Annotated in this window: 11 protein-coding genes; 4 read left to right on the plus strand and 7 right to left on the minus strand. The window is 69.6% G+C overall.

Annotated elements, in window-relative coordinates; translation table 11 throughout:
• Positions 1–2,022 (minus strand): UPF0182 family protein (locus BJEO58_RS12715; RefSeq protein ID WP_101589853.1); only part of this gene is annotated, 2,022 nt, incomplete at its 3' end.
• A gap of 91 nt (positions 2,023–2,113) precedes the next feature.
• The gene (locus BJEO58_RS12720) at positions 2,114–3,280 is read right to left on the minus strand and encodes a YlbL family protein (RefSeq protein WP_101589854.1); all 1,167 of its coding nucleotides are present in this window, start codon (positions 3,278–3,280) and stop codon (positions 2,114–2,116) included.
• 199 nt (positions 3,281–3,479) lie between these two features.
• On the opposite strand from BJEO58_RS12720, the gene BJEO58_RS12725 reads away from it, so the two are divergent.
• Positions 3,480–4,841, plus strand: coding sequence for a zinc-dependent metalloprotease (locus tag BJEO58_RS12725; protein ID WP_101589855.1), 1,362 nt, complete (start codon positions 3,480–3,482; stop codon positions 4,839–4,841).
• Complete coding sequence (locus BJEO58_RS12730) at positions 4,807–5,541, plus strand: NUDIX domain-containing protein (RefSeq protein WP_180951952.1); 735 nt, start codon at positions 4,807–4,809, stop codon at positions 5,539–5,541. Before BJEO58_RS12725 ends, BJEO58_RS12730 begins: the two co-directional genes overlap by 35 nt.
• Positions 5,542–5,554: 13 nt before the next feature.
• Here the strand turns inward: BJEO58_RS12730 and BJEO58_RS12735 are convergent, their stop codons facing one another.
• Positions 5,555–6,100 (minus strand): M48 metallopeptidase family protein, encoded by a 546-nt coding sequence (locus tag BJEO58_RS12735; protein WP_246076028.1) that lies wholly within the window; start codon positions 6,098–6,100, stop codon positions 5,555–5,557.
• A 524-nt stretch (positions 6,101–6,624) separates the two neighbouring features.
• Between BJEO58_RS12735 and BJEO58_RS12740 the strand changes: the two genes are divergently transcribed.
• Positions 6,625–7,551, plus strand: a complete 927-nt coding sequence (locus BJEO58_RS12740; protein ID WP_101589858.1) for a hypothetical protein — start codon at positions 6,625–6,627, stop codon at positions 7,549–7,551.
• Here BJEO58_RS12740 and BJEO58_RS12745 read toward each other — a convergent pair.
• Positions 7,490–9,577 (minus strand): ATP-dependent DNA helicase UvrD2, encoded by a 2,088-nt coding sequence (locus BJEO58_RS12745; protein WP_308297870.1) that lies wholly within the window; start codon positions 9,575–9,577, stop codon positions 7,490–7,492. The genes BJEO58_RS12740 and BJEO58_RS12745 overlap by 62 nt on opposite strands.
• The gene (gene nudC, locus BJEO58_RS12750; protein ID WP_101589859.1) at positions 9,541–10,533 is read right to left on the minus strand and encodes an NAD(+) diphosphatase; all 993 of its coding nucleotides are present in this window, start codon (positions 10,531–10,533) and stop codon (positions 9,541–9,543) included. Before nudC ends, BJEO58_RS12745 begins: the two co-directional genes overlap by 37 nt.
• An 80-nt stretch (positions 10,534–10,613) precedes the next feature.
• On the opposite strand from nudC, the gene BJEO58_RS12755 reads away from it, so the two are divergent.
• Positions 10,614–11,909, plus strand: a complete 1,296-nt coding sequence (locus BJEO58_RS12755) for a phosphotransferase (RefSeq protein WP_101589860.1) — start codon at positions 10,614–10,616, stop codon at positions 11,907–11,909.
• On the opposite strand, the gene BJEO58_RS12760 is transcribed toward BJEO58_RS12755, so the two are convergent.
• Complete coding sequence (locus tag BJEO58_RS12760) at positions 11,894–15,535, minus strand: ATP-dependent helicase (RefSeq protein ID WP_144573855.1); 3,642 nt, start codon at positions 15,533–15,535, stop codon at positions 11,894–11,896. The genes BJEO58_RS12755 and BJEO58_RS12760 overlap by 16 nt on opposite strands.
• Positions 15,532–18,798 carry a UrvD/REP family ATP-dependent DNA helicase gene (locus BJEO58_RS12765; protein ID WP_101589862.1) on the minus strand — a complete coding sequence of 1,089 codons (3,267 nt, stop codon included), beginning with the start codon at positions 18,796–18,798 and terminating at the stop codon, positions 15,532–15,534. Before BJEO58_RS12765 ends, BJEO58_RS12760 begins: the two co-directional genes overlap by 4 nt.
• Between the last annotated feature and the right edge of the window lie 19 nt (positions 18,799–18,817).

An 18,817-nucleotide genomic window follows, 5' to 3' on the forward strand; every position in this document is an offset into this window, starting at 1 on the left:
CTTGATGAGGTCCGGGAAGACATTCATCCACGCCTCGAGGACCGGATCCTCCTGGTCCCATTCGTACATGTCCACGGAACCGTCATACGCATCGACCGTGACCTTCACGGAGTTGCTGATGTAGTTCACCTGCTGGTCCGGCAGTGCCACGACCGCATTGGTGTTCGCCGTCGTCGAGTCGGTCGTCGCCTCCTGCAGGACGGAGGGGCGCGAGTACGGATACTGGTCGGATGTGGTGTACCCGTCGAGGATCCACTTGATCCGACCGTCGACGATCGCCGGATACGGGTCGCCGTCGACCTCGAGGAACGGAGCGAGCTTCTGCACGCGCTCGCGCGGCGTCCGGTCGTAGAGGATCTGCGATTCTTCATTGACCGTGTCGGCCAGCACGATCTGCTCGTCCTGGAACTTGATCGAGTACAGCAGTCGACTGAAGAAGTCGCCCACGCTGGGTCCGCCGTCACCGGTGAAGGTGTAGTTCACCTGTCCGGATCCACCCTCTTCATCGGCCGGGTAGTCGAGTTCGACCGGGTCTGCGCCTTCCGGCGCTCCGACGATCGAGTACTGGGTGGAGCGCTCACCGAAGTAGATGCGCGGTTCGTACTCGTTCTGGTCCGACAGCACACCGCTCGGCGGGATGCCCTCCTCGAAGAACGCGGGCTCGCCGTCGGGCCCCCGCTGGCTGCCGTACGCGGCGACGGCTCCGATCCCATGGGTGAAGACCGTCGCCTGGTTGACCCAGGTGCTGTCGGACTGCGCGTCCGGGTTCAGCTCGCGCAGTGCGATGACGGTGTCCTCGCTCTTGCCGTCGATGTCGTAGCGGTCGACGTCCAGCTGTTCGGGGAACGCATAGTACGACCGGCTCTGCTGCAGCTGGCGGAAGGTGTCGGACACGAGGTTCGGATCGAGCAGTCGCACGCTCGCAGCGGTCGCGGCATCCTGGCGGAGCGCGCCGGGCTCGCCCTGGGTGGACGGGGTGTAGGGGATCACGTCGACGTCGTTGATGCCGTACGCGTCACGGGTCGCCTCCAGGTGGCGCTGGATGTAGTCCGACTCGAGGCTCTGCTGCGAGGGATTGACCTGGAACTGCTGCATGGCAGCGGGGAATCCGACCACGGCCACGCCGCCCAGCACCAGGAGCATTCCCAGCGAGATCGCGGTGAGGCGGAAGGTCTTGAAGTACGCCGTGGAGAAGACGAGCGCCGCGACGAGGAGCGCGGCGATCGACACGATGAGCATCGCCGGGAGTGCCGCATTCACGTCCGTGTACGTGGCGCCGGTGACCAGGCCGGAGTCGTCCGTGAGCCTGCTGAAGCGCCACAGGAAGAGGCGCACCGCCTGGATCAGGATGAGGGCCGCGAGCACACTGGCCAGCTGGATCCGAGCGCTCTTCGTGATGTCGAAGCCGCGGGTCTCACGCGGGCGCACACCACCGAACAGGTAGTGGGAGACGAGGCTCGCGATGAAGGCGAGAAGAGCGATCATGCCGAGGAAGTCGACCAGGATGTTGACCATCGGCAGCGTGAAGACGTACACGCCCACGTCCTGCTGGAACTGCGGATCCGATACGCCGAACGGCACCGAGTTCAGCAGCATGAGGGCGTCCTGCCATGCCGCGCTCAGCGCGACGCCGCCCAGCAGACCGATCACAGCGGGGATGGCGTAGGTGAGTGTCCGACGCAGCGGCTCCACTGCCTCCCGGTAGCGGTCGAGGTTCTCCTCCCGCGGATTCGAGGGGGTGATGGCCGGGCGGGACCTGTGGGCGTAGAAGAGCATGAACCAGAGCGGCACCGCCATGAGGACGAAGCCGATCGCGAAGAGCACACCCTTCGTGACCCATTCCGTCGCGAAGACGTCGAAGCGCTCGAGCTGCTGGAACCACAGCACCTCGGTGTAGATCTGTGCGAACACCACGAACAGCGCGACGAGCGCAAGCACCGCGATGATGGTGAGGAGCAGGGGTGACGGTCGTCTGCTCCCGGTGCTCGTAGGTGCCTGCGGGGGTCTGGCTGAGAAGCTCACAGTCGCCCTTTCGTTTCTGTCAGCCGGCTGGTGGAGTCCAGCCGATCCGTGTTGGTCCGTGCGGTGGAGCCGGGTCGTGGCCTCAGTGCGATCACGATCCGGATCCCGCGCACGTCGGCAGCGAGTCGATGCTGCCCTCTGCGATGTCGGTGACCGCTTCGTGCGCAGTGCTCAGGTCATCGATGCGCACGACGGTCAGATCCTCGACTCCGCGTGAGCCGAGGACTTCAGTGCAGTTGTCTGCGGGGGCGAGGAAGTAGTCCGCGCCCGAGGCCGCGGCAGCGGCCACCTTCTGCCGTGCCCCACCGATGGGTGACACGGTGCCGGACGCGTCGATCGCGCCCGTCCCCGCGATGGCCTGGTCGCCGGTGAGATCGCCCTCCGTGAGCATATCGATGATCGTGAGGGCGAAGATGGTCCCGGCGGACGGGCCGCCGATCCCCTCCACGGCGAACTCGACGTCGAAGGGAAAGCTGTAGGTCGGGGACATGACGACCCCGATCGACTTCTGACCGTCCGACTCGACCGGTGCAGCAGGCTCGACGGCGACGTCTTCGGTCTGCCCGCCGCGCTCGATGGTCAGCTGCACCTCGCTGTCCGCGGCGACGACGGCCTCGCGCACGGATTGCATCCCGTCGTCGGAGCCGTCGACGGGGGTCCCGTCGACGGCGAGCACGTGATCGCCGGGCTGCAGGACTCCTTCGGCCGGCGCTCCGCGAACGATCTCGCTCACACCGATGACGGTGTCGTAGTCGATGTCGAGTTCGCCCAGCGCGGCAGCGGTCGCCTGGTCCTGCGACGACATCATGTCTGCGCTGTTCCGGTCCGACACCTGGTCGCGGGTCGTGTCGAGCGGGTAGTACGCCTCCGAGGGCACGACCGTCTCGACTCCGTTGAGCAGGGAGAAGAACGCCTGGACCGTGAAGATGTCGCGCCCCGGGCCTCCCGACACGGCCACGGTGAGCATGTCGAGCGTCCCTGCGGCTTCGTACGTCTGCGTGCCGGAGATCGACACCAGGTCGACGCCCTCATAGGGCTCCAGGGTGTTGACGACCGGGCCCGGTGTCTGCAGAAGGTATGGGACCGGAGTCAGCGCGAGGGCGAACACGAGCGCGTAGAGGAGGAGTCCGGAGACTCCCGGCGAGGCGAAGAGTCGGAGTCCCTTCCGCGGAGAGGCACCGACAGCCTCCGGGGACGATGTTCCGCCGACTGAGTCGTCGGCGGGAAGCGGCCCCGGTGCGGGCGGAGATGCGCTCACGTGAAGGACCTCCAGAGTCTTTTGAGTCCAGATCAGTGTAGTGGAGCGGTCCGCCCCGCTGAAATCGGTCGCCACCTCTCCGCGACCGCGCGGAGTCGACTGAGAACACCGTGCGCAACCACTGTTCGGGGAAGTTTCCGACGGGGTGGGAACGTTAGGGTGAACACAGCATTTCTACGAACGACGGACAGGGACTGCCATGAGCGACAAGAACGACGATCGGACACCGGACGACGAGAGCGGCGACGGCGACCAGAACCCGTTCGAGCAGATGTTCGGCATGGTGTTCGGCCCCGGCGGAAAGGGCGGGCAGGGATCCCCCTTCGGCTCCGGCGGTGAGCAGGGCGGCATGCCGTTCGACCCCGCCATGCTCCAGGGGATGATGGGCCAGCTCCAGGGCATGCTGTCCGGAGGCGATCCGCGTGCGGCCACTCAGCGCGTCATCGACCAGAACGTGCCCACCCCCGACCCTGCGGTCACGTCTGAGCTGGCGAAGAACTCCACCGATGCGTTCCGCCTGGCCGAGCTGTGGCTGGAGCGGGTGACGGACCCCTCCGCCGACGTGTCAGAGCCGCAGGCGCTCAACCGTGCGGCGTGGGCCAAGGGCTCGCTCGACGAGTGGTACCGGCTCGCGGATCCCGTCCGCCGCAACATGTCGGAGTCGATGGTCGAGGGCCTCACGGAGCAGATGCCGCCGGAGATGGCGCAGCTGATGTCCGGTGCGGGTCAGATGATCACGTCGATGGGTCAGTCGATGTTCGCCATGCAGATCGGCGAGGCCGTCGCCGCTCTGTCCGGCGCAGTCCTGAGCGGCACGGAGTTCGGCCTGCCGCTGTTCGGCCACTCCCCCGTGCTCGTCGAGGCGAACCTTCCGGGTGCGGCTGCGGAGATGGATGTGGAGGCCTCCCAGCTGCGCATCTGGCTCGCGGCGCGCGAACTCGCACACCTGTGGCTGTTCGCCAGGAACCCGTGGCTTCGCGGTCACGTCGAGACCGCGCTCGCCAAGTACGCCGCCGGTGTGGAGGTCGACCTCAGCCGCATCCAGGACGCCGCCTCGAGCGGTGATCCGTCGGAGATGCAGCGGATGAGCGAGGAGCTGCGCTCCGGCCTCCTCGCACCGCAGACCACGGAGTCTCAGCGGGAGGCCCTCACCGCACTGGAGAACCTGCTCTCCGTCATCGCCGGCTGGTCCGACGTCGTCGTCTACAGCGCGTGCGAGGCGCTCGAGGACCGCGACGCGATCCGGGAGGCGCTGCGCAGCCGTGCCGCCTCGGAGTCGGAGGCGGAGGCGTCCTTCACGGCGCACATCGGCTTCTCGCTGCGTCCTCGCCGCATGCGCGACGCAGCGGCCCTGTTCACCTTCCTCGAGCAGAAGTCGGGCGCTGAGGCCCGCGACGGCGTCTTCCGCCACCCGGACGTCCTCCCGACGACCCAGGACCTCGATGACCCGCTGGGCTACGAGGAGCGGCGCCGCACCGACTGGGCGTCCGATTCGTCGCTGGACGAGGCGCTGGAGCGCATCCTCCGTGAAGCCGACGACCAGGGCGGCAGCACTGAGTGAGGCACTCACCGACTCCGGCGACGACCCTCTGAACGGCGGACCGTCGGCGGGCCGGCTTCCCGCTCGGCTGGGCGAGGGCCTGAACTTCGATGCGCTGTCCTCCTCCGCCCTCCCCCCGGCGGAGACCCGACTCGCGGCTAAGGCCCGCTCCGGGCTGCGGGACGGCTCGCTCGCCCCGACACGGGGCGGTGGGCCCCACCATGTGACAGCGAGCTGCCTGCTGCTGTCCCGGGCCGCCCCGACACTGTCGGCTCCGACACCGCTGGCATCGACAGCGGAGACGGCGTCGTCGGCGGAGCCGGGATCGGGGCGGCGATACGTCGCACTCGGCCTCCACACGCGATCCGGCCAGTGGAGGCAGTTCGGCGGACACCTCGAGGCAGAGGATGTCGACCTGCGTGCCGCTGCGATGCGGGAGCTGCACGAGGAGGCGGGTGTCGATGCGGCATCGCCCCAGGTGTGGTTCTCCCGATCGCCCCTCGCCGTGCGGACCTTCACGGTCGGAACGCAGGCGTGCGCATCGCACCTGGACGTCCTCTACGCCGCCGCTGCGGATCACCGCCACCCGCTCATCGCGACTGATGCGGGCGTCAGCGAGGTCGCATGGTGGTCCGTGGATGCGCTGCCGCACGACGCTGCTCAGGATCTCCGCGCCGACCTGAGCACATTCCTGCAGCGCATGGACGTCCTGGGCCGCTGAGTCGCTCCCCGCCTCAGTCCTGCGAGTGCTTCCGGGATCCTTCGCCGTAGCTGAAGCCCTCCAGGAACACGTCTGCCTTCGTGGTGTGCGGGTAGCGCGCTGTGAGCGCATGGAAGGCCGGTGAGTGGTCCGGCCGTCGCAGGTGCGCCAGTTCATGCACGAGGACGGCGTCGAGGACCCACCCCGGGACTGCTGCGAGGCGCGAGGACACCTGGATCGTCCTGCGCGCACTCGTCGTCGACGCGAACCGCGTGTTCTGGTTGCTGACCCACACGACCGACGCCGGTTCGATCCCGTCATCGAAGTAGCGGGTGTTGAGGTCGAGGGCCCGTTCCAGGAGATCGTCGTCCCCTGGCGATGTGCGGACCGCGCGGCGCTCCATCCGCGCGATGAGCGACGCGATGGATTCGACGTTGCGCTCCGGCTGGAACCTCTGCGGCACCGCGAGCAGCCATCGATCACCCTCCCGCTTCAGCGAGATCGTCTTCCGCCGCCGCGCAGAGCGCCGCACGATGATCGTGCCGTCGTCGATCGCCGCAAGCACCTCTGTCACATCCATATCGGCCACAGTAGCCATGACCACGGACATGCGCCGTCGCCTCCCCCGCATCGCAGGTCCCGTCCGACGGTCGGATCCCGACCGACGACGAAAAAAAGTTTCGAGGAATCTTCGCGCCGCTCGACGTCCACAGCTCGAACCGCACGAGACCGCGGCGTCCCTCATAGCAATCTGCGTGTCATCCACAGTGATCCTCACAGGGCTGCGCGTGTCGTCAACACGTTATCCACAGCCTGGGCGCCGCATGTGTGCTCGCCTGTGTTGACGGGGTCGCACGCGCCTCTTAGGTTTGTGTGTCATACCTCCGGAAAACCCGAGGTTCGTGGGCTAGGGGAAGGCTCACGGGCTTCGCGAGAGGCTGGAGGGCATCGCACCGGAAGGCGCATCGCAGGAACCCCCGTCATGGCGGCTCCTCCTGTGGTGCCCACCTTCCGGTGCTTTGTGTCCACAGGGTTTTCCACACGTCGCGCCCCGACCTTCCGCAGCGTCCCTCGCCTCCCTAGGGTGAGCGTGAGGAGGCCCGCATGCTGCAGTTCCACCGAAGCGTCCCGCTGGTGCGCAGAACCCCGTCGAGCGTCCAGTTCGGCGTCGACGATCCCGTCCTCATCGATGGGCTCACCGAGGATGACCTCGACCTGATCGACCGACTGTGCCGCGGATGCGATTCCGCCGAATACCTGGATGCCGCAGACCGTGCCGGCCTGACCCGCACGCGCGCCCTCTCACTCCTCGACCTCCTCACGGAGGCGGGCGTCCTCAGTCCACCGGAGGCGGCCTCGGGCGGTTCCATCGTCCGCGACTTCGCGGAGTCCTACGCGGCGCTGCACGGGGTGGGACCCGTGGCTGCCGCCAGCGCGATCAGGAGCCGCCCCGTGATCGTGCTCGGCCATGATCCCCGGATCGTGTCCGAGGCCCTCACCGAGGCCGGATTCGACACGATCGTCGTCGAGTCAGCAGATCAGGCGATCGAAGCGGGCGCCGAGCACCGGATGACGGTGCTCATCAGTCGCCTCACGGCGAACATCGGCGACTCATCACGACTCTTCGCGGAGGACGCGGACCACCTGCTCGTGCGGGTCGGCGACCAGCGTGCGGACATCGTGCCGATACGTCCGGGGGTCACACCGTGCGCGACGTGCGCCGTGCTGCACACGCGGGACGAGGACGACGGGTGGTTCGAGGGCTGGCGGCAGCTCGCGGCCCGGTCACGGCACGCGCTCGTCGACCCCCTGCTGATCCGCGCAGCGGCAACGGAGACGGCGAGGATGCTGAGGGCGGCCGCAGTGGGCCTGGCGGAGTTCGGACCCGTCGTGCGCATCGATGCCCGCACCGGACGGCGGGCACAGGAGGCGGTGGCCTTCCATCCGGACTGCGACTGCCGGATCCCGCTCAGCCCGAACGGTGCTCCCGGACCAGTCCGAGAAGCTCGTGTCCGAACTGCTCGAGCTTGATCGGGCCCACGCCGCTCACACGCCCCAGATCATCGAGGCTCTCCGGCACGCGCTCCGCGATCTCCCGCACCGTCGGCATGCTGAGGACCAGGAACACCGGCATCCGCAGTTCCGCGGACTTCGTCCCGCGCCAGTGGATGAGTGCTTCGAGGACGTGCTCGTCGACCGCGGCCGGGCATTGCGCACAGCGCCCCCGGTTCTTGTCCGCGCGGGACGTGAGCAGCGTGCCGCACACCCGGCAGCGCACAGGTGCCGACACCGGAGCCTTCGGAGCGGGCGCGTCCGGTCGCGCAGGCTTGCCCGCCTGCACCTCGCCGACGAAGCGTGAGGGCCTCCTGCCGACGCCGGCACCACCACGACGGCCCTTCGACCAGCTGACCGACAGCGCGGTCCGTGCGCGGGTCACCGCGACGTAGAAGAGGCGCCGCTCCTCGTCGATCGCGTCCGCAGTGCCCGCGTAGCCGATCGGCATGAGGCCCTCGGACACTCCGACCAGGTGCACGCTCTCCCACTCGAGGCCCTTCGCCGCGTGGACGGAGGCGAGCGTCACGCCTTCGATGGTGGGTGCGAACTGGTGGTCCGCACGGTCCTCCAGGTCTGCGATGAAGGCGGTGAGCGGGAGGGGCAGCTCCGATTCCGTCTGGCTGTCCTCCGCCAGGGTCACGAGTGCCGACAGCGATTCCCAGCGCTCCCGGACCGATCCCTGTCCCTGCGGGGCCGTCGGCGACCACCCGATGGACGACAGGATGTCCTTCACCTGCACGTCCAGCCGGTCCGTCCCGCCGCGGTTCGAGGCCGCCCGCATCACCGCGATCGCCTCCTTCACCTCGCGACGGGCGAAGAATCGTTCCCCACCCCGCAGGAGGTAGGAGACGCCCCGCGACGACAGCGCCTCTTCGAAGGCCCGGGACTGCGAGTTCGTGCGGAACAGGATGGCGATGTCCGATGCACGGCGTCCCGCGTTGATCTCACCGGCGATCTGCGAGGCGACGGCCTCCGCCTCTGCCCCGTCGTCTGAGAACTCCGTGAAGTTCGGATGCGGCCCCGCCCGCCCGGTGCCGATCAGCTGGATCGGTGAGCGGCCGGTGCGCCGCAGGACTGAGTTCGCCATGCCGACGATCGGTTCGGCCGACCGGTAGTTCCGGACCAGTCGGACCTCGCGCGCTTCGGGGAACTCCACCGGCAGGCGTCGCAGGAAGCGGTCCGTCGCCCCGGCGAAGGTGTAGATCGTCTGAGCGGGATCACCCACGACGCACAGCGATTCCCGCCTGCCCAACCACCGCATGAGCAGGTCGTACTGCAGAGGGCTCACGTCCTGGAACTCGTCGACGACGAAGCTGCGGTACTGGCTGTGCACCTGGGCGGCGACGTCCTCGTACGTCCCCAGGGCTCCGGCGAGGACGAGCAGGACGTCCTCGAAGTCGAGCACCCTGCGCTCCGTCTTCAGTTCGGAGTACCGGTGCATGATGCGCGTCATCGCGTCGATGTCCACGCCGTCCGGGAGCGAACGGCTCCCCACCCTCTCCGCGTAGTCGTCGACGCCCAGCATGCTGACCGCGGCGTGTTCGATCTCCGCAGCCACGTCCCGGACGGTCTCGCGCTCCGGGGAGATGCCCACCGCCTGCATGGCGTGCCCGACGACCGTGGACTTCTGCGGAAGGAGGTCGGGGAACGGCCCGTCGGACATCCGCGGCCAGAAGTAGCGCAGCTGTCGCAGCGCGGCGGAGTGGAACGTCCTCGCCTGCACGCCGGGGACGCCCAGGGTCCGCAGGCGCGACCGCATCTCCCCTGCCGCCTTCGTCGTGAAGGTGAGGGCGAGGACCTGGCGAGGGTCGGATGCCCCGATCGCCGCCTGGTAGGCGATGCGGTGAGTGATGGCACGGGTCTTGCCCGTTCCCGCCCCGGCGAGCACCATCAGCGGCCCGTCCGTGTGCTCGGCGACCTCGCGCTGTTCGGGATCCAGCCCGGTGAGCAGGGTGTGGTCGGCCGTCATCGCGGCGCCGGCACCGTTCCGCCGTCGAGCCACCCGAAGAGGATCTGTCCTGCGATCGAGACCGTCGTGGGCACCGTCACCTCACCGGATTCCATCGCGGCACGCAGCTGGGGCCGGGTGAACCAGCGCAGCGCTGTGATCTCGTCATCGTCCGGCGCGGCCGTCAGAGTGTCCGCCTCCGCGGTGAAGCCGAGCATGAGCGAAGCGGGGAAGGGCCACGGCTGGGAGCCGACATAGCGGGGAGAGTGGACGGCGATCCCGGCTTCCTCGTCGACCTCACGGATGACGGCGGACTCCAGGGTCTCTCCCGGTTCGACGAAGCCCGCCAGCAGGGAGAAGCGATCCGCCGGCCACATCGCGTTGGACCCCAGCAGGAGGTGCTCCTCCCCTGTCGCGTCCGTGTGCACGACGGCCATGATCACGGCGGGGTCCGTGCGGGGGAAGTGCTCGCTGCCCGCTTCCGGGTCCCTGCGCACCCATCCGGACTGCGCCATCTCCGTCGAGGCACCGCTGCGCGGCGAATGGGTGTGCGTCATGTGCCAGTTGCTCAGGGCGATGAGTGACGTCGCGAGTGCCACGTCCCGGTCGTCGAGGGCTTCGCCGACGTCCCGCAGGTTCGCCCACACGGGCTCCGTCGAGTGGATGCCGCTGAGCGGATCGGTCAGCCACGGTTCCGCGTCCCGTGCCTGATCAGCGCTGAGCATCGTGTCGACTGCGCTGCGACCGTCGTCCAGGAGCCCGGCCCCCACGAAGTGGCGGCCGTCGCCGTCCGTGCCCAGATAGAACAGGAACGCCTCATCGGGCACCTGGTCCCGGGTCAGCAGGTGCAGACCTCCCCGCGACACCAGGACGCTGCCCCGGTGCCCCACGACGGCGTGCGCCCGGCCCGTCTGCCACACCGCATCGATGCCCGCTGACCGCAGGCGGTGGTTCCGGTCGATGGCGGTCCTCGACAGGCTGGCGGGGGGCAGCAGGGGCAGTGGCTTCATGCTCGTCACGATACCCAAGAGCGCGGACACACCCGCTCCCGTCAGCCCCCAGCGGAGCCGCACCGGGTAGGTTGGGGGACGTGGACACCGCAGGGATGAGGATCACAGCCGTCGTCGCCACGATGCTCGACGCCTACGAACCGAGCTCCTGGACGCGCCTGGTCGGCTCCGATGCGGACCGCGTGCTCGTCTCGGACGGAGATCGGGAATACGTCGCGTCCATCGCGAACCCTGAGCGCGAGGCCGCGTCGCAGGCCGAACGCGTCGCCTCTGCGGTCCTTCAGCCGCTGCTGCCGGAATCAGCCCCGAGAATCCCGTACGTCGTCGCATCGCGCACCGTCGACGGGGCGCTGGTGGAGAGGGAGGGCACCGTCACCGTGATGGTCTCCTCCCCCATGCCGGGTCTGCCTCTGGCCACATCGATGTTCGAGGAGCGCCCGCGGCTCGTCGAGTCCCTCGCGGACGCGATCGCAGCGGTCCACTCGGCCGACCCGGGACCCATCGCCGACGCAGGGCTCGTCGTCGAGGAATCGGCGGAGACCCGTGAGAGGCTCCTGGCCGATCTCGATTCCGCCGCATCGACCGGGCGCGTCCCGTCGCCGCTCCTGAGCCGCTGGGAGACGACGCTGGAGAACGTCTCCGCCTGGCGCTTCCTCCCCGTGCCGATCCACGGGAATGTGGGACCTGACGCCCTCTGGGTGGACGAGGAGGCGGTCGTCGGGATGAGCGATCTGGCCCGCCTGCGGGTGGGAGATCCGGCCGCAGACCTGGCGGCGGTGTCCGCCATGCTGAGTCCGGAGGACTTCGAGAGGTTCTTCCGCACGTACCGGTCCCGCCGGGGCGCGGAGGATCCGAGCCTGCGCCGCAGGGTGGGCTTCCACTCGGAGATCACAGTGCTCGAATGGCTGCTGGCCGCGGTCGCCGCGCAGGACGATGACGCCATCGAGGACGCCGCCCAGCTCCTCGAGGCGCTCGCGGACGTCACTGACGACGCCGACGCCTCGCACGAGGGGTCCCCCTCGGCGCTCGCCGCCGGCGATCCGGAACCTGCTGCGTCCGAGGCCGAGGCCCCCGCCGCTGCCGCTGCCCCCGCTGCTACCGCTGGCGAAGCTCCCGTGTCCCCGGACGGTTCCCCCGCTGACGAACCGTCGGAGGACGAGGCAGAGACACCCGACAAGGCAGAAACACCTGACGAGGCAGAGACACCTGACGAAGCTCAGAGGCCTGAGGGAACAGACACGTTCCGGCCCAGTGCGCGCATCGAAGCCGGCGTCGACGAGGACGGCATCGCCACCGAGCGCCTGGACACCTCGGAGCTCCACCTCAGAGGCATCCGCGGGTCCGACCAGCCGGGCACCGATCACCGAGACGGGTGACGCTCCGTCCCGATCATCCACGTGAGGATCTCGTCCTCATCGGGCAGCGACGCCGGGCGCCAGCTCTCATCCGATCCCACGAAGTAGAACTCCGCGTCGATGCGGGGCACCTCGGAGTATCGCGGCATGCGCAGGAGCGCCAATCGGTACATCGCCAGCTGCACGGCCATCGCGTCGAGCCGCGCCGGGTCCCTGGGCAGCCTCCCGGTCTTCCAGTCGACCACCAGGAGTCCACCGTCGTCCTCACGGAACACCGCGTCGATCTTGCCCGGGACGTGGAGCGTGGACGGGCCTCCCCCGGCTCCACCCTCGACGCCCCGATCGCTTCGCGGTCCGCCCTGTCCGCGGACGTGCTTGGCGAGCACCAGCTCGAAGGACAGCTCGACGGCCTCCGGCGCCCTGTCCGCATACGGTGACGCGAGGAAGGTCTCCCGCAGAGTCACGAGGCGCTCCCGCAGCGCGGGGACCGCGCGGACTGCGGAGGACTCCGGCTCGATCTCGAGCAGCGCGGCCTGCCCGTAGTGCTGTTCGACCCATGCGTGGAAGGCCGTGCCCAGGTCCGCACTCGTGCTGGGCGGTTCGGGCATAGGGCGTCGCATGCCCTTCCACCACTCCTCCTCATCTGCGCGGAGCCCGACCAGTGCGGTCGTGGACACCCGAGCCGGCAGGGTCCGTTCCACGTTCGTCCCAGCCGCCTCGTCCAGCAAGTGGGTCGCCCGCCGCGCGAGGGCACGCACGAAGGGATCCTGAGCGGTCTCTGCGACGTCGGCGGGGGTGGGCCGCTCCGCCTTCGCAGAGGAGACCGCGCGGAGGAGCCCCGCCCGCCGTTCGACGACCTCGGCGGGCTCGAGGGTCGGCCAGCGGGCCTGTTCCCCGCGGTTCACGTCGAGTTCGTCCGCCTCGGGCAGCTCCGGCAGCTGAACTGCCAGCTCCTGCGCGACCTCGTCGAGGAACGGCCAGGCGTCGACGGGCGTCTTCCGCGTGACCGTGAAGCGCGACGCGGAGACGAAGAGGTGGGCGCGTGCCCGTGTGAGGGCGACGTACGCGAGTCTGCGCTCCGCCGCACGATGATGGTCGTCGAGCTGGGTCGCGAGCGGGCCCCCCGCCTTCAGCCGCTCGACGAAGTCCTTCGGACCCTCCAGGTCCATGGTCCGCAGGTCGAAGGACGGCAGACCTGATCGGTCGCCGCGCAGCGCATAGGGAAGCCCGCCCTGCGACAACCACCCGTCCTGGGGCTTGCGCTTGCTCGGCAGACCGTCCTCGTGCATGAACGGCACGGCCACTGCGTCGAATTCGAGCCCCTTGGAGGCGTGGACCGTCATGATCGTGATCGCGCCCGGCACCGGGTCCACCGGGACGTCGTCGAGCTCGTCGGCCTGCTCCAGGAGGCGGGCCCACCGGAGGAAGTCTGCCGGCCCCCCGGTCGGCTGCTCGCCCGCGAATCGCGACACCAGAGACAGGAATCCGTCCAGTGCGCGCGTGTGGAGGTCGGCGTAGTCGGGAGCGAGAGCGGCCACCTCTGTATCGACCCCGGATTCACGGATGACGGCCCGCACCAGCCCCGGCAGCGCGAGGTCACTGTGCCTCAGCCGCCGCAGAGTCCGCGCCAGAGACATGAGTCGCCTGCGTCCTTCGCCTGTGAGAGAGCGGATCCCGCGCAGCTGCTCCGGAGTCGCAGACGACCCGTCCGGGTCGACGTTGAGGAGTTCATCGAGCCCCTCGACCACACTCACCCGTTCGACGCGGGTGCCGTCCTGCGCCTCGGGGTCCGGCACCTCCACCGCACAGGCGCGGACGAAGTCGGAGAATGCGGTGAGGTCCGCAGCTCCCAGCCGGATGGTCCGGCCGGACAGCAGCCGCATGAGGACGTCGCCCGCATCCGGCTCGACGAGTGCCTCGAGAACGGCGAGGGCATCCGCGACGAACGGATCGTCCAGGAGCCCGCGGGATCCGACCACGTCGACCGGGAGGTCTTCAGCCTGGAGTGCCGCCGCGATCGGGCCGAATCCCGACCGCGCACGGCACAGGACTGCGAAGGTGGGCAGGGGTGCCGCACGCTCGGGCCGCCGTCCGGCCTTCGCCGCCGCGTCACGGCGAGCGGCCTCGCGCTCCGCATGCCGCGCGAAGAGCTCTTCGCGCACCCGGATCATCCACGCCACGAGCTCCTGCAGCTGGGTGGGCTCGTCCGGGCGGTCGGGATCCGTCAGTGCACTGTGCGTGAGCGAGACGCCGACCGCTCCGTCCCCCGCGCCGGGTCGAGCGCGCAGCCCCACCTGCTCGTCCGGAGTGGGGAGCCCTGCCGCGATCCTGTTCGCGGCGGTGAGGATGGCCGCGTCGTTGCGCCACGAGACGGTGAGGCCGTACTTGTGCGCCGGGCGATCGTGCGGCCCGCGGAAGGCGCCCGGGAACGATTCGATATTGTCCGCGCTGGCGCCGCGCCAGCCGTAGATCGCCTGCCGGGGGTCTCCCACCGCCATCACCGCGTGCTGGCCGAAGATCCGCTGGAGCATGAGGAACTGTGCGTAGGACGTGTCCTGGAACTCGTCCAGCAGGACGATGTCCCAGCGCGACTGCTCCGCCGCCAGGGACTGCGGGCTGTCCGTCATGATCCGGTGGGCGAGCGCCACCTGGTCGGAGAACTCGAGGCCGCCCGTCTGCTGCTTGGCATCCGCGTACCTGCGGGCGAGTTCGACGAGCCGTCGTTTGGCGAGGAGCTTCGGAGTCGGTCCGTCGTCATGGACATCGAGGACTGCACGCATCCTGCTGCGGATCTCCGCGCGTGCGCCCCGGTCCGCACCGTCGTACTCGTCCGCCAGCGCCCGGGCCTCCTCCGCGAATGCGGTCTTCGCGGCCTTGTCCAGGTAGATGCCGGATCTCCTGCTCATGATCTTCTTCGCGACCCCCCGCAGGTAGTCCGACGTGCAGAGGGCATCGAGGCAGTCGTCCAGGTGCTGCTCGATCGCGTCGAAGCCGACGAGGTGGTCGCCCATCTCCGACAGCAGCCCGGAGACCCAGGAGCTCATCGAGGAGCGGGGATTGCCCAGCACGTCATCGCGCGTGGCGGCATCGAGGACCCCGTCGATGAGCGACTGCCGGGCAGCGGCGTCGATCACGCCCTCGTCGCCCTCCAGACCGATGCCCATCCCGTGGTCGCCCACAAGGGCCGCGGCATAGGAGTTGTACGTCGACACGGTCGGGAGGTCGAGCCCGGGCAGGGCTTCGCCGTCCGATGCGTGCGCAGCCGCCACCGCAGGCACCGCCGCGCGGTGCGAGGGCGCCGCGGCAGTCGCCGCCCCACCGACGGCGGGCTGTCGGAGCGTCCGGCGGTAGCGGGCGAGGTAGTCGCGGACGCGGTGGTTGAGCTCTCCCACGGCTTTCCGCGTGAACGTCAGGCCCAGGATGCGTTCGGCGGGGACGAGGCCGTTCGCGACGAGCCACACGACGCGCAGCGAGATGACCGCGGTCTTGCCCGATCCGGCCCCCGCGATGACCGCAGCGGATCCGTCGTGGGGGGATTCGATGATCCGGCACTGCTCGTCCGTGGGCGGATCGACCTCCAGCAGCTGTGCGAGTGCGCGTGCTGAGTACTGGCGGACCTGTGGTTCGGGACTCTGCTCCTGGGTCACTGGTCGATCACCTCCGGTGTCGTGGTCGCGATCGCGGGACACGAGGTCCTGACGGGACAGTAGGTGCAGTGCGGACCCGTCACCGCGGTGAAGGCCGGTCGGCGCATGCCCTCCGCCGCGCGACCGATGAGCTCACCCGCCGTTTCGTGGGCTTCATCGCCCGTCTCCATCGCCGGCTGCTCGCGCAGGTAGCGAGGAACACCCTTGACCCTGCTCGCCGAGCCCTTCAGCTTCACGATCTGGGCTCCTGCGGACGGCAGGGACGACGCGTCGACGTCGACGGCCCCGTCGACCAGGAGCGCGCCCTCACTCACCGCATACTGATAGACGAGCAGCTGGGGGTCGTCGAGGATCTCCTTCGCCGTCGGCACCGTCTTCCCGGTCTTGAAGTCGACGATCCGCACGCTGTCCCCCAGCACCTCGAGGCGGTCGATCCGTCCTGTCACGGTCCACGGTGCGCCGACCGCGTCGTCCGCCCCCGAAGCGGTGACGGCCACCTCCCTGAGGACCGCGGTGCTCTTGCCGGCCGCAGTCAGTGCGGCCAGCTCGTCGCGGCTCAGCGCGAGGTAGTCGCAGAGGATGTCGATCATCGCCTCGACGTCCTCCCTCTGCTGCTCCCGCTCCCACTCCGAACGGATCTGCTCTTCGTCGAACGTCTCTTCGTACTCCTGCAGCATCGCAGCCCGGTCCGGCTCCGCATGGTGTTCGGCGATCCCGTGGATGACCGTGCCCAGCGCCGCTGCGGTCGTATCCATCGTCCGACCTCCGCACTCCACGAGGAACCACTGGAGTGGACACGTGGCGAAGCGCTCGACCTGTGAGGGACGGATGCGCACGGGTTCGTCCGGGCTGTGCGCCGGAGCGTCGGAGGATACCGAGAACCACGTGCTCCAGGTCTGCGGGTCTGCTTCGCGCAGCCCGGCCTCCGCGAGTGCGGCGACCAGCCGTGCCCATTCCTCCGGCTCGTCGGCGAGCAGCATCTGTTGACGGGCGAGGCCCACGACGTCGCGCAGTCGCGGGGGCAGGTCAGAATTCCTCCAGTCAGCAGGCCGTCCGTCGAGGTGCGGTCCTGGGGACGCCTCCTCGTCTGCTGCTCCGGTCGCCGCATCGGTGGCGAACTCCCGGCAGAGGTGGTGGAGCGCGCTGGGACTCGTCTCTCCGTCGTCCAGCGCACACACGACGAGTTCGTCGCGAGCCCTGCTGGCCGCAGAGAGGAAGAGACTCGCCTCGTCGCGGATGGTCTTCATGCGTCTGCGCCGCATGTCCTCCCCCGGAGCGTCGACCACTGACGCCGCGTCCGTGTCCGCGAGCTCGTCGATGAGGTCCTCCGGGTGGAAGGCATTCCGGCGGATGCGCGGATTGGGCCACCCCCCTTCATCGACGTCGACGACGATGACGCGCGCGTACGAGCGGTGCGCGGTGCCCGCAGGCGAGTCGACCGTCAGGAGGTCGAGGGAGTCACGGCGGCCGATCGAGTCCTGGGCATAGACCTGATCGAGGACGCGCACGGCGAACGCCGAGGCACCCAGCCCCACGGTGTCCTCCGTCTTCGTCGCGAGGGCGAAGAGGCGCACGACCGCATCGAGACGTTCGCGCAGGGGCGACCGCGGGTCGTTGAGGACCGCCCCGCGCCACACCTCTGCGACCCCGGTCGCCTCCCACAGGGCCCAGAGAGCTTCGTGCGGGCCGGCGCCGCGCAGTGCGACCCCCAGCTCCAGCAGCTTCGCCGCCCGTGCCAGCGGCGGTGGGAGCGCGTCGTCGTCCGCTGCGTCGATCCAGCTGAGCAGAGGGTCGTCCGCCGGCTGGTCCTCGTCGCCGACCAGCGCCCGCACCGCCTGCCGCTGCAGGCCGCGCAGGGCGAGCGCGTCGACGTTTCCGTAGACACCGCCGAGCAGCCTCCCCAGCAGAGCCGAACGCGCCGCGGGGTCGTCCAGGTCTGCGGTGAGGAGTTCCAGGAGCGGGAGGGTGGCGGGATCAGCGGACAGCGGGAGGTCCGTCGATTCGACGGGCAGTCCGAGCGCTCCGAGCTCTGCTCTCAGCGCGACCGCTGTCCCTCCGGTACGGGCTACGACCGCGATGTCGGAGAAGGGGACCCCGTCATCGTGATGCCACGCGCGGATGATCGAGGCCGCGTGCCGCGTGCGTTCGGCCGCCGACCGATGTTCGAGGACCCTGACGGCGGAGTCCCCGTCGTGGTCATCGCTCTGCCCCGGCGGCGGGACGTGGCCCAGCGGGAGGTGGGCGGAGATGCGCCGGGAGAGTGACACGCAGAGGTCCCGGATCGCTCCGGCGCCGCGAGCACCACCCGCACGTGCGGGCAGCGCGAAGAATCCATCGCCCCCGTGCTCGGCCCGGACCGTCGAGGCCCACGAGCTGAGCAGTCCTCCCCCGGCGCCGCGGAACCCCTGCGTGGAGGAGTCGGGGCTGCCGAAGACCGCGACACCGCAGCCCAATGCCCTCAGCCCCTGCAGCAGGTCGTTCACCGCGTCCGGCACGTCCTGTGCCGCGTCGAGGAGCACGCAGCGCGGGACGGATTCGCCGGAGAACGACCAGATCCCCCCTGCTGTGGTGCCCTCGGCGCGCTCCTCGGCGAGGATGGCCGCAGTGGTCGCGAGGACGCTCGAGGTGTCGATGCCGCCGTAGCCGCTGAAGGCGCGCGTGACATCACGATAGTCCTGGACGATCCGCGCGAGTGCCGCCCATTCCGTCCGATCCCGACGCTGTGCGGCCGCATCGATGTCCGTGGGTTCGATCCCGCGCTCCAGGATCCGGTCCAGCGCATCGCGCAGCTGATCGCGGAAGGAGACCGTCCCGGTCATCTCGCGGGTGAAGCTCTGCGGCCAGCCGGGATCCGGGGACCGGCCCTCCGCGTAGCCCGTCAGCAGCGAGGCGAGCACTGCGTCCTGGTCGGCTCCCGACAGGAAGCGCATGGGCTCCCCCAGCCTGACGGCGCTGTCTGCGGCGACGATGCCGAACGCGTACGACTGGACGCTCCGTGCGCCCGCACCGCCCGTGCGCACGGCCTGAGCACCCGCGGTGAGCCTGTTGCGCAGTGCATCCGCATGCGCGCGGTTGGGGGTGAGCACCAGGACGTCATCGGGCGCCAGGCCATGCTCGTCGTGCAGCCGCCCGTGGGCCTCCACCAGGGTCCGAGTGAGGCCGGAGCCGGGCGTGCCCACGACGCCGGCGGACCGTCCGGCGGCCAGGGCTGCGGCCACTGACCGGGCGACATGGTTCGATCCCTCGTCCTGTGTTGCGCGCATGCCCTCATTGGACCACGAG

Origin of the sequence: Brevibacterium jeotgali (genome assembly GCF_900169175.1) — a bacterium.
GTDB lineage: Bacteria > Actinomycetota > Actinomycetes > Actinomycetales > Brevibacteriaceae > Brevibacterium > Brevibacterium jeotgali.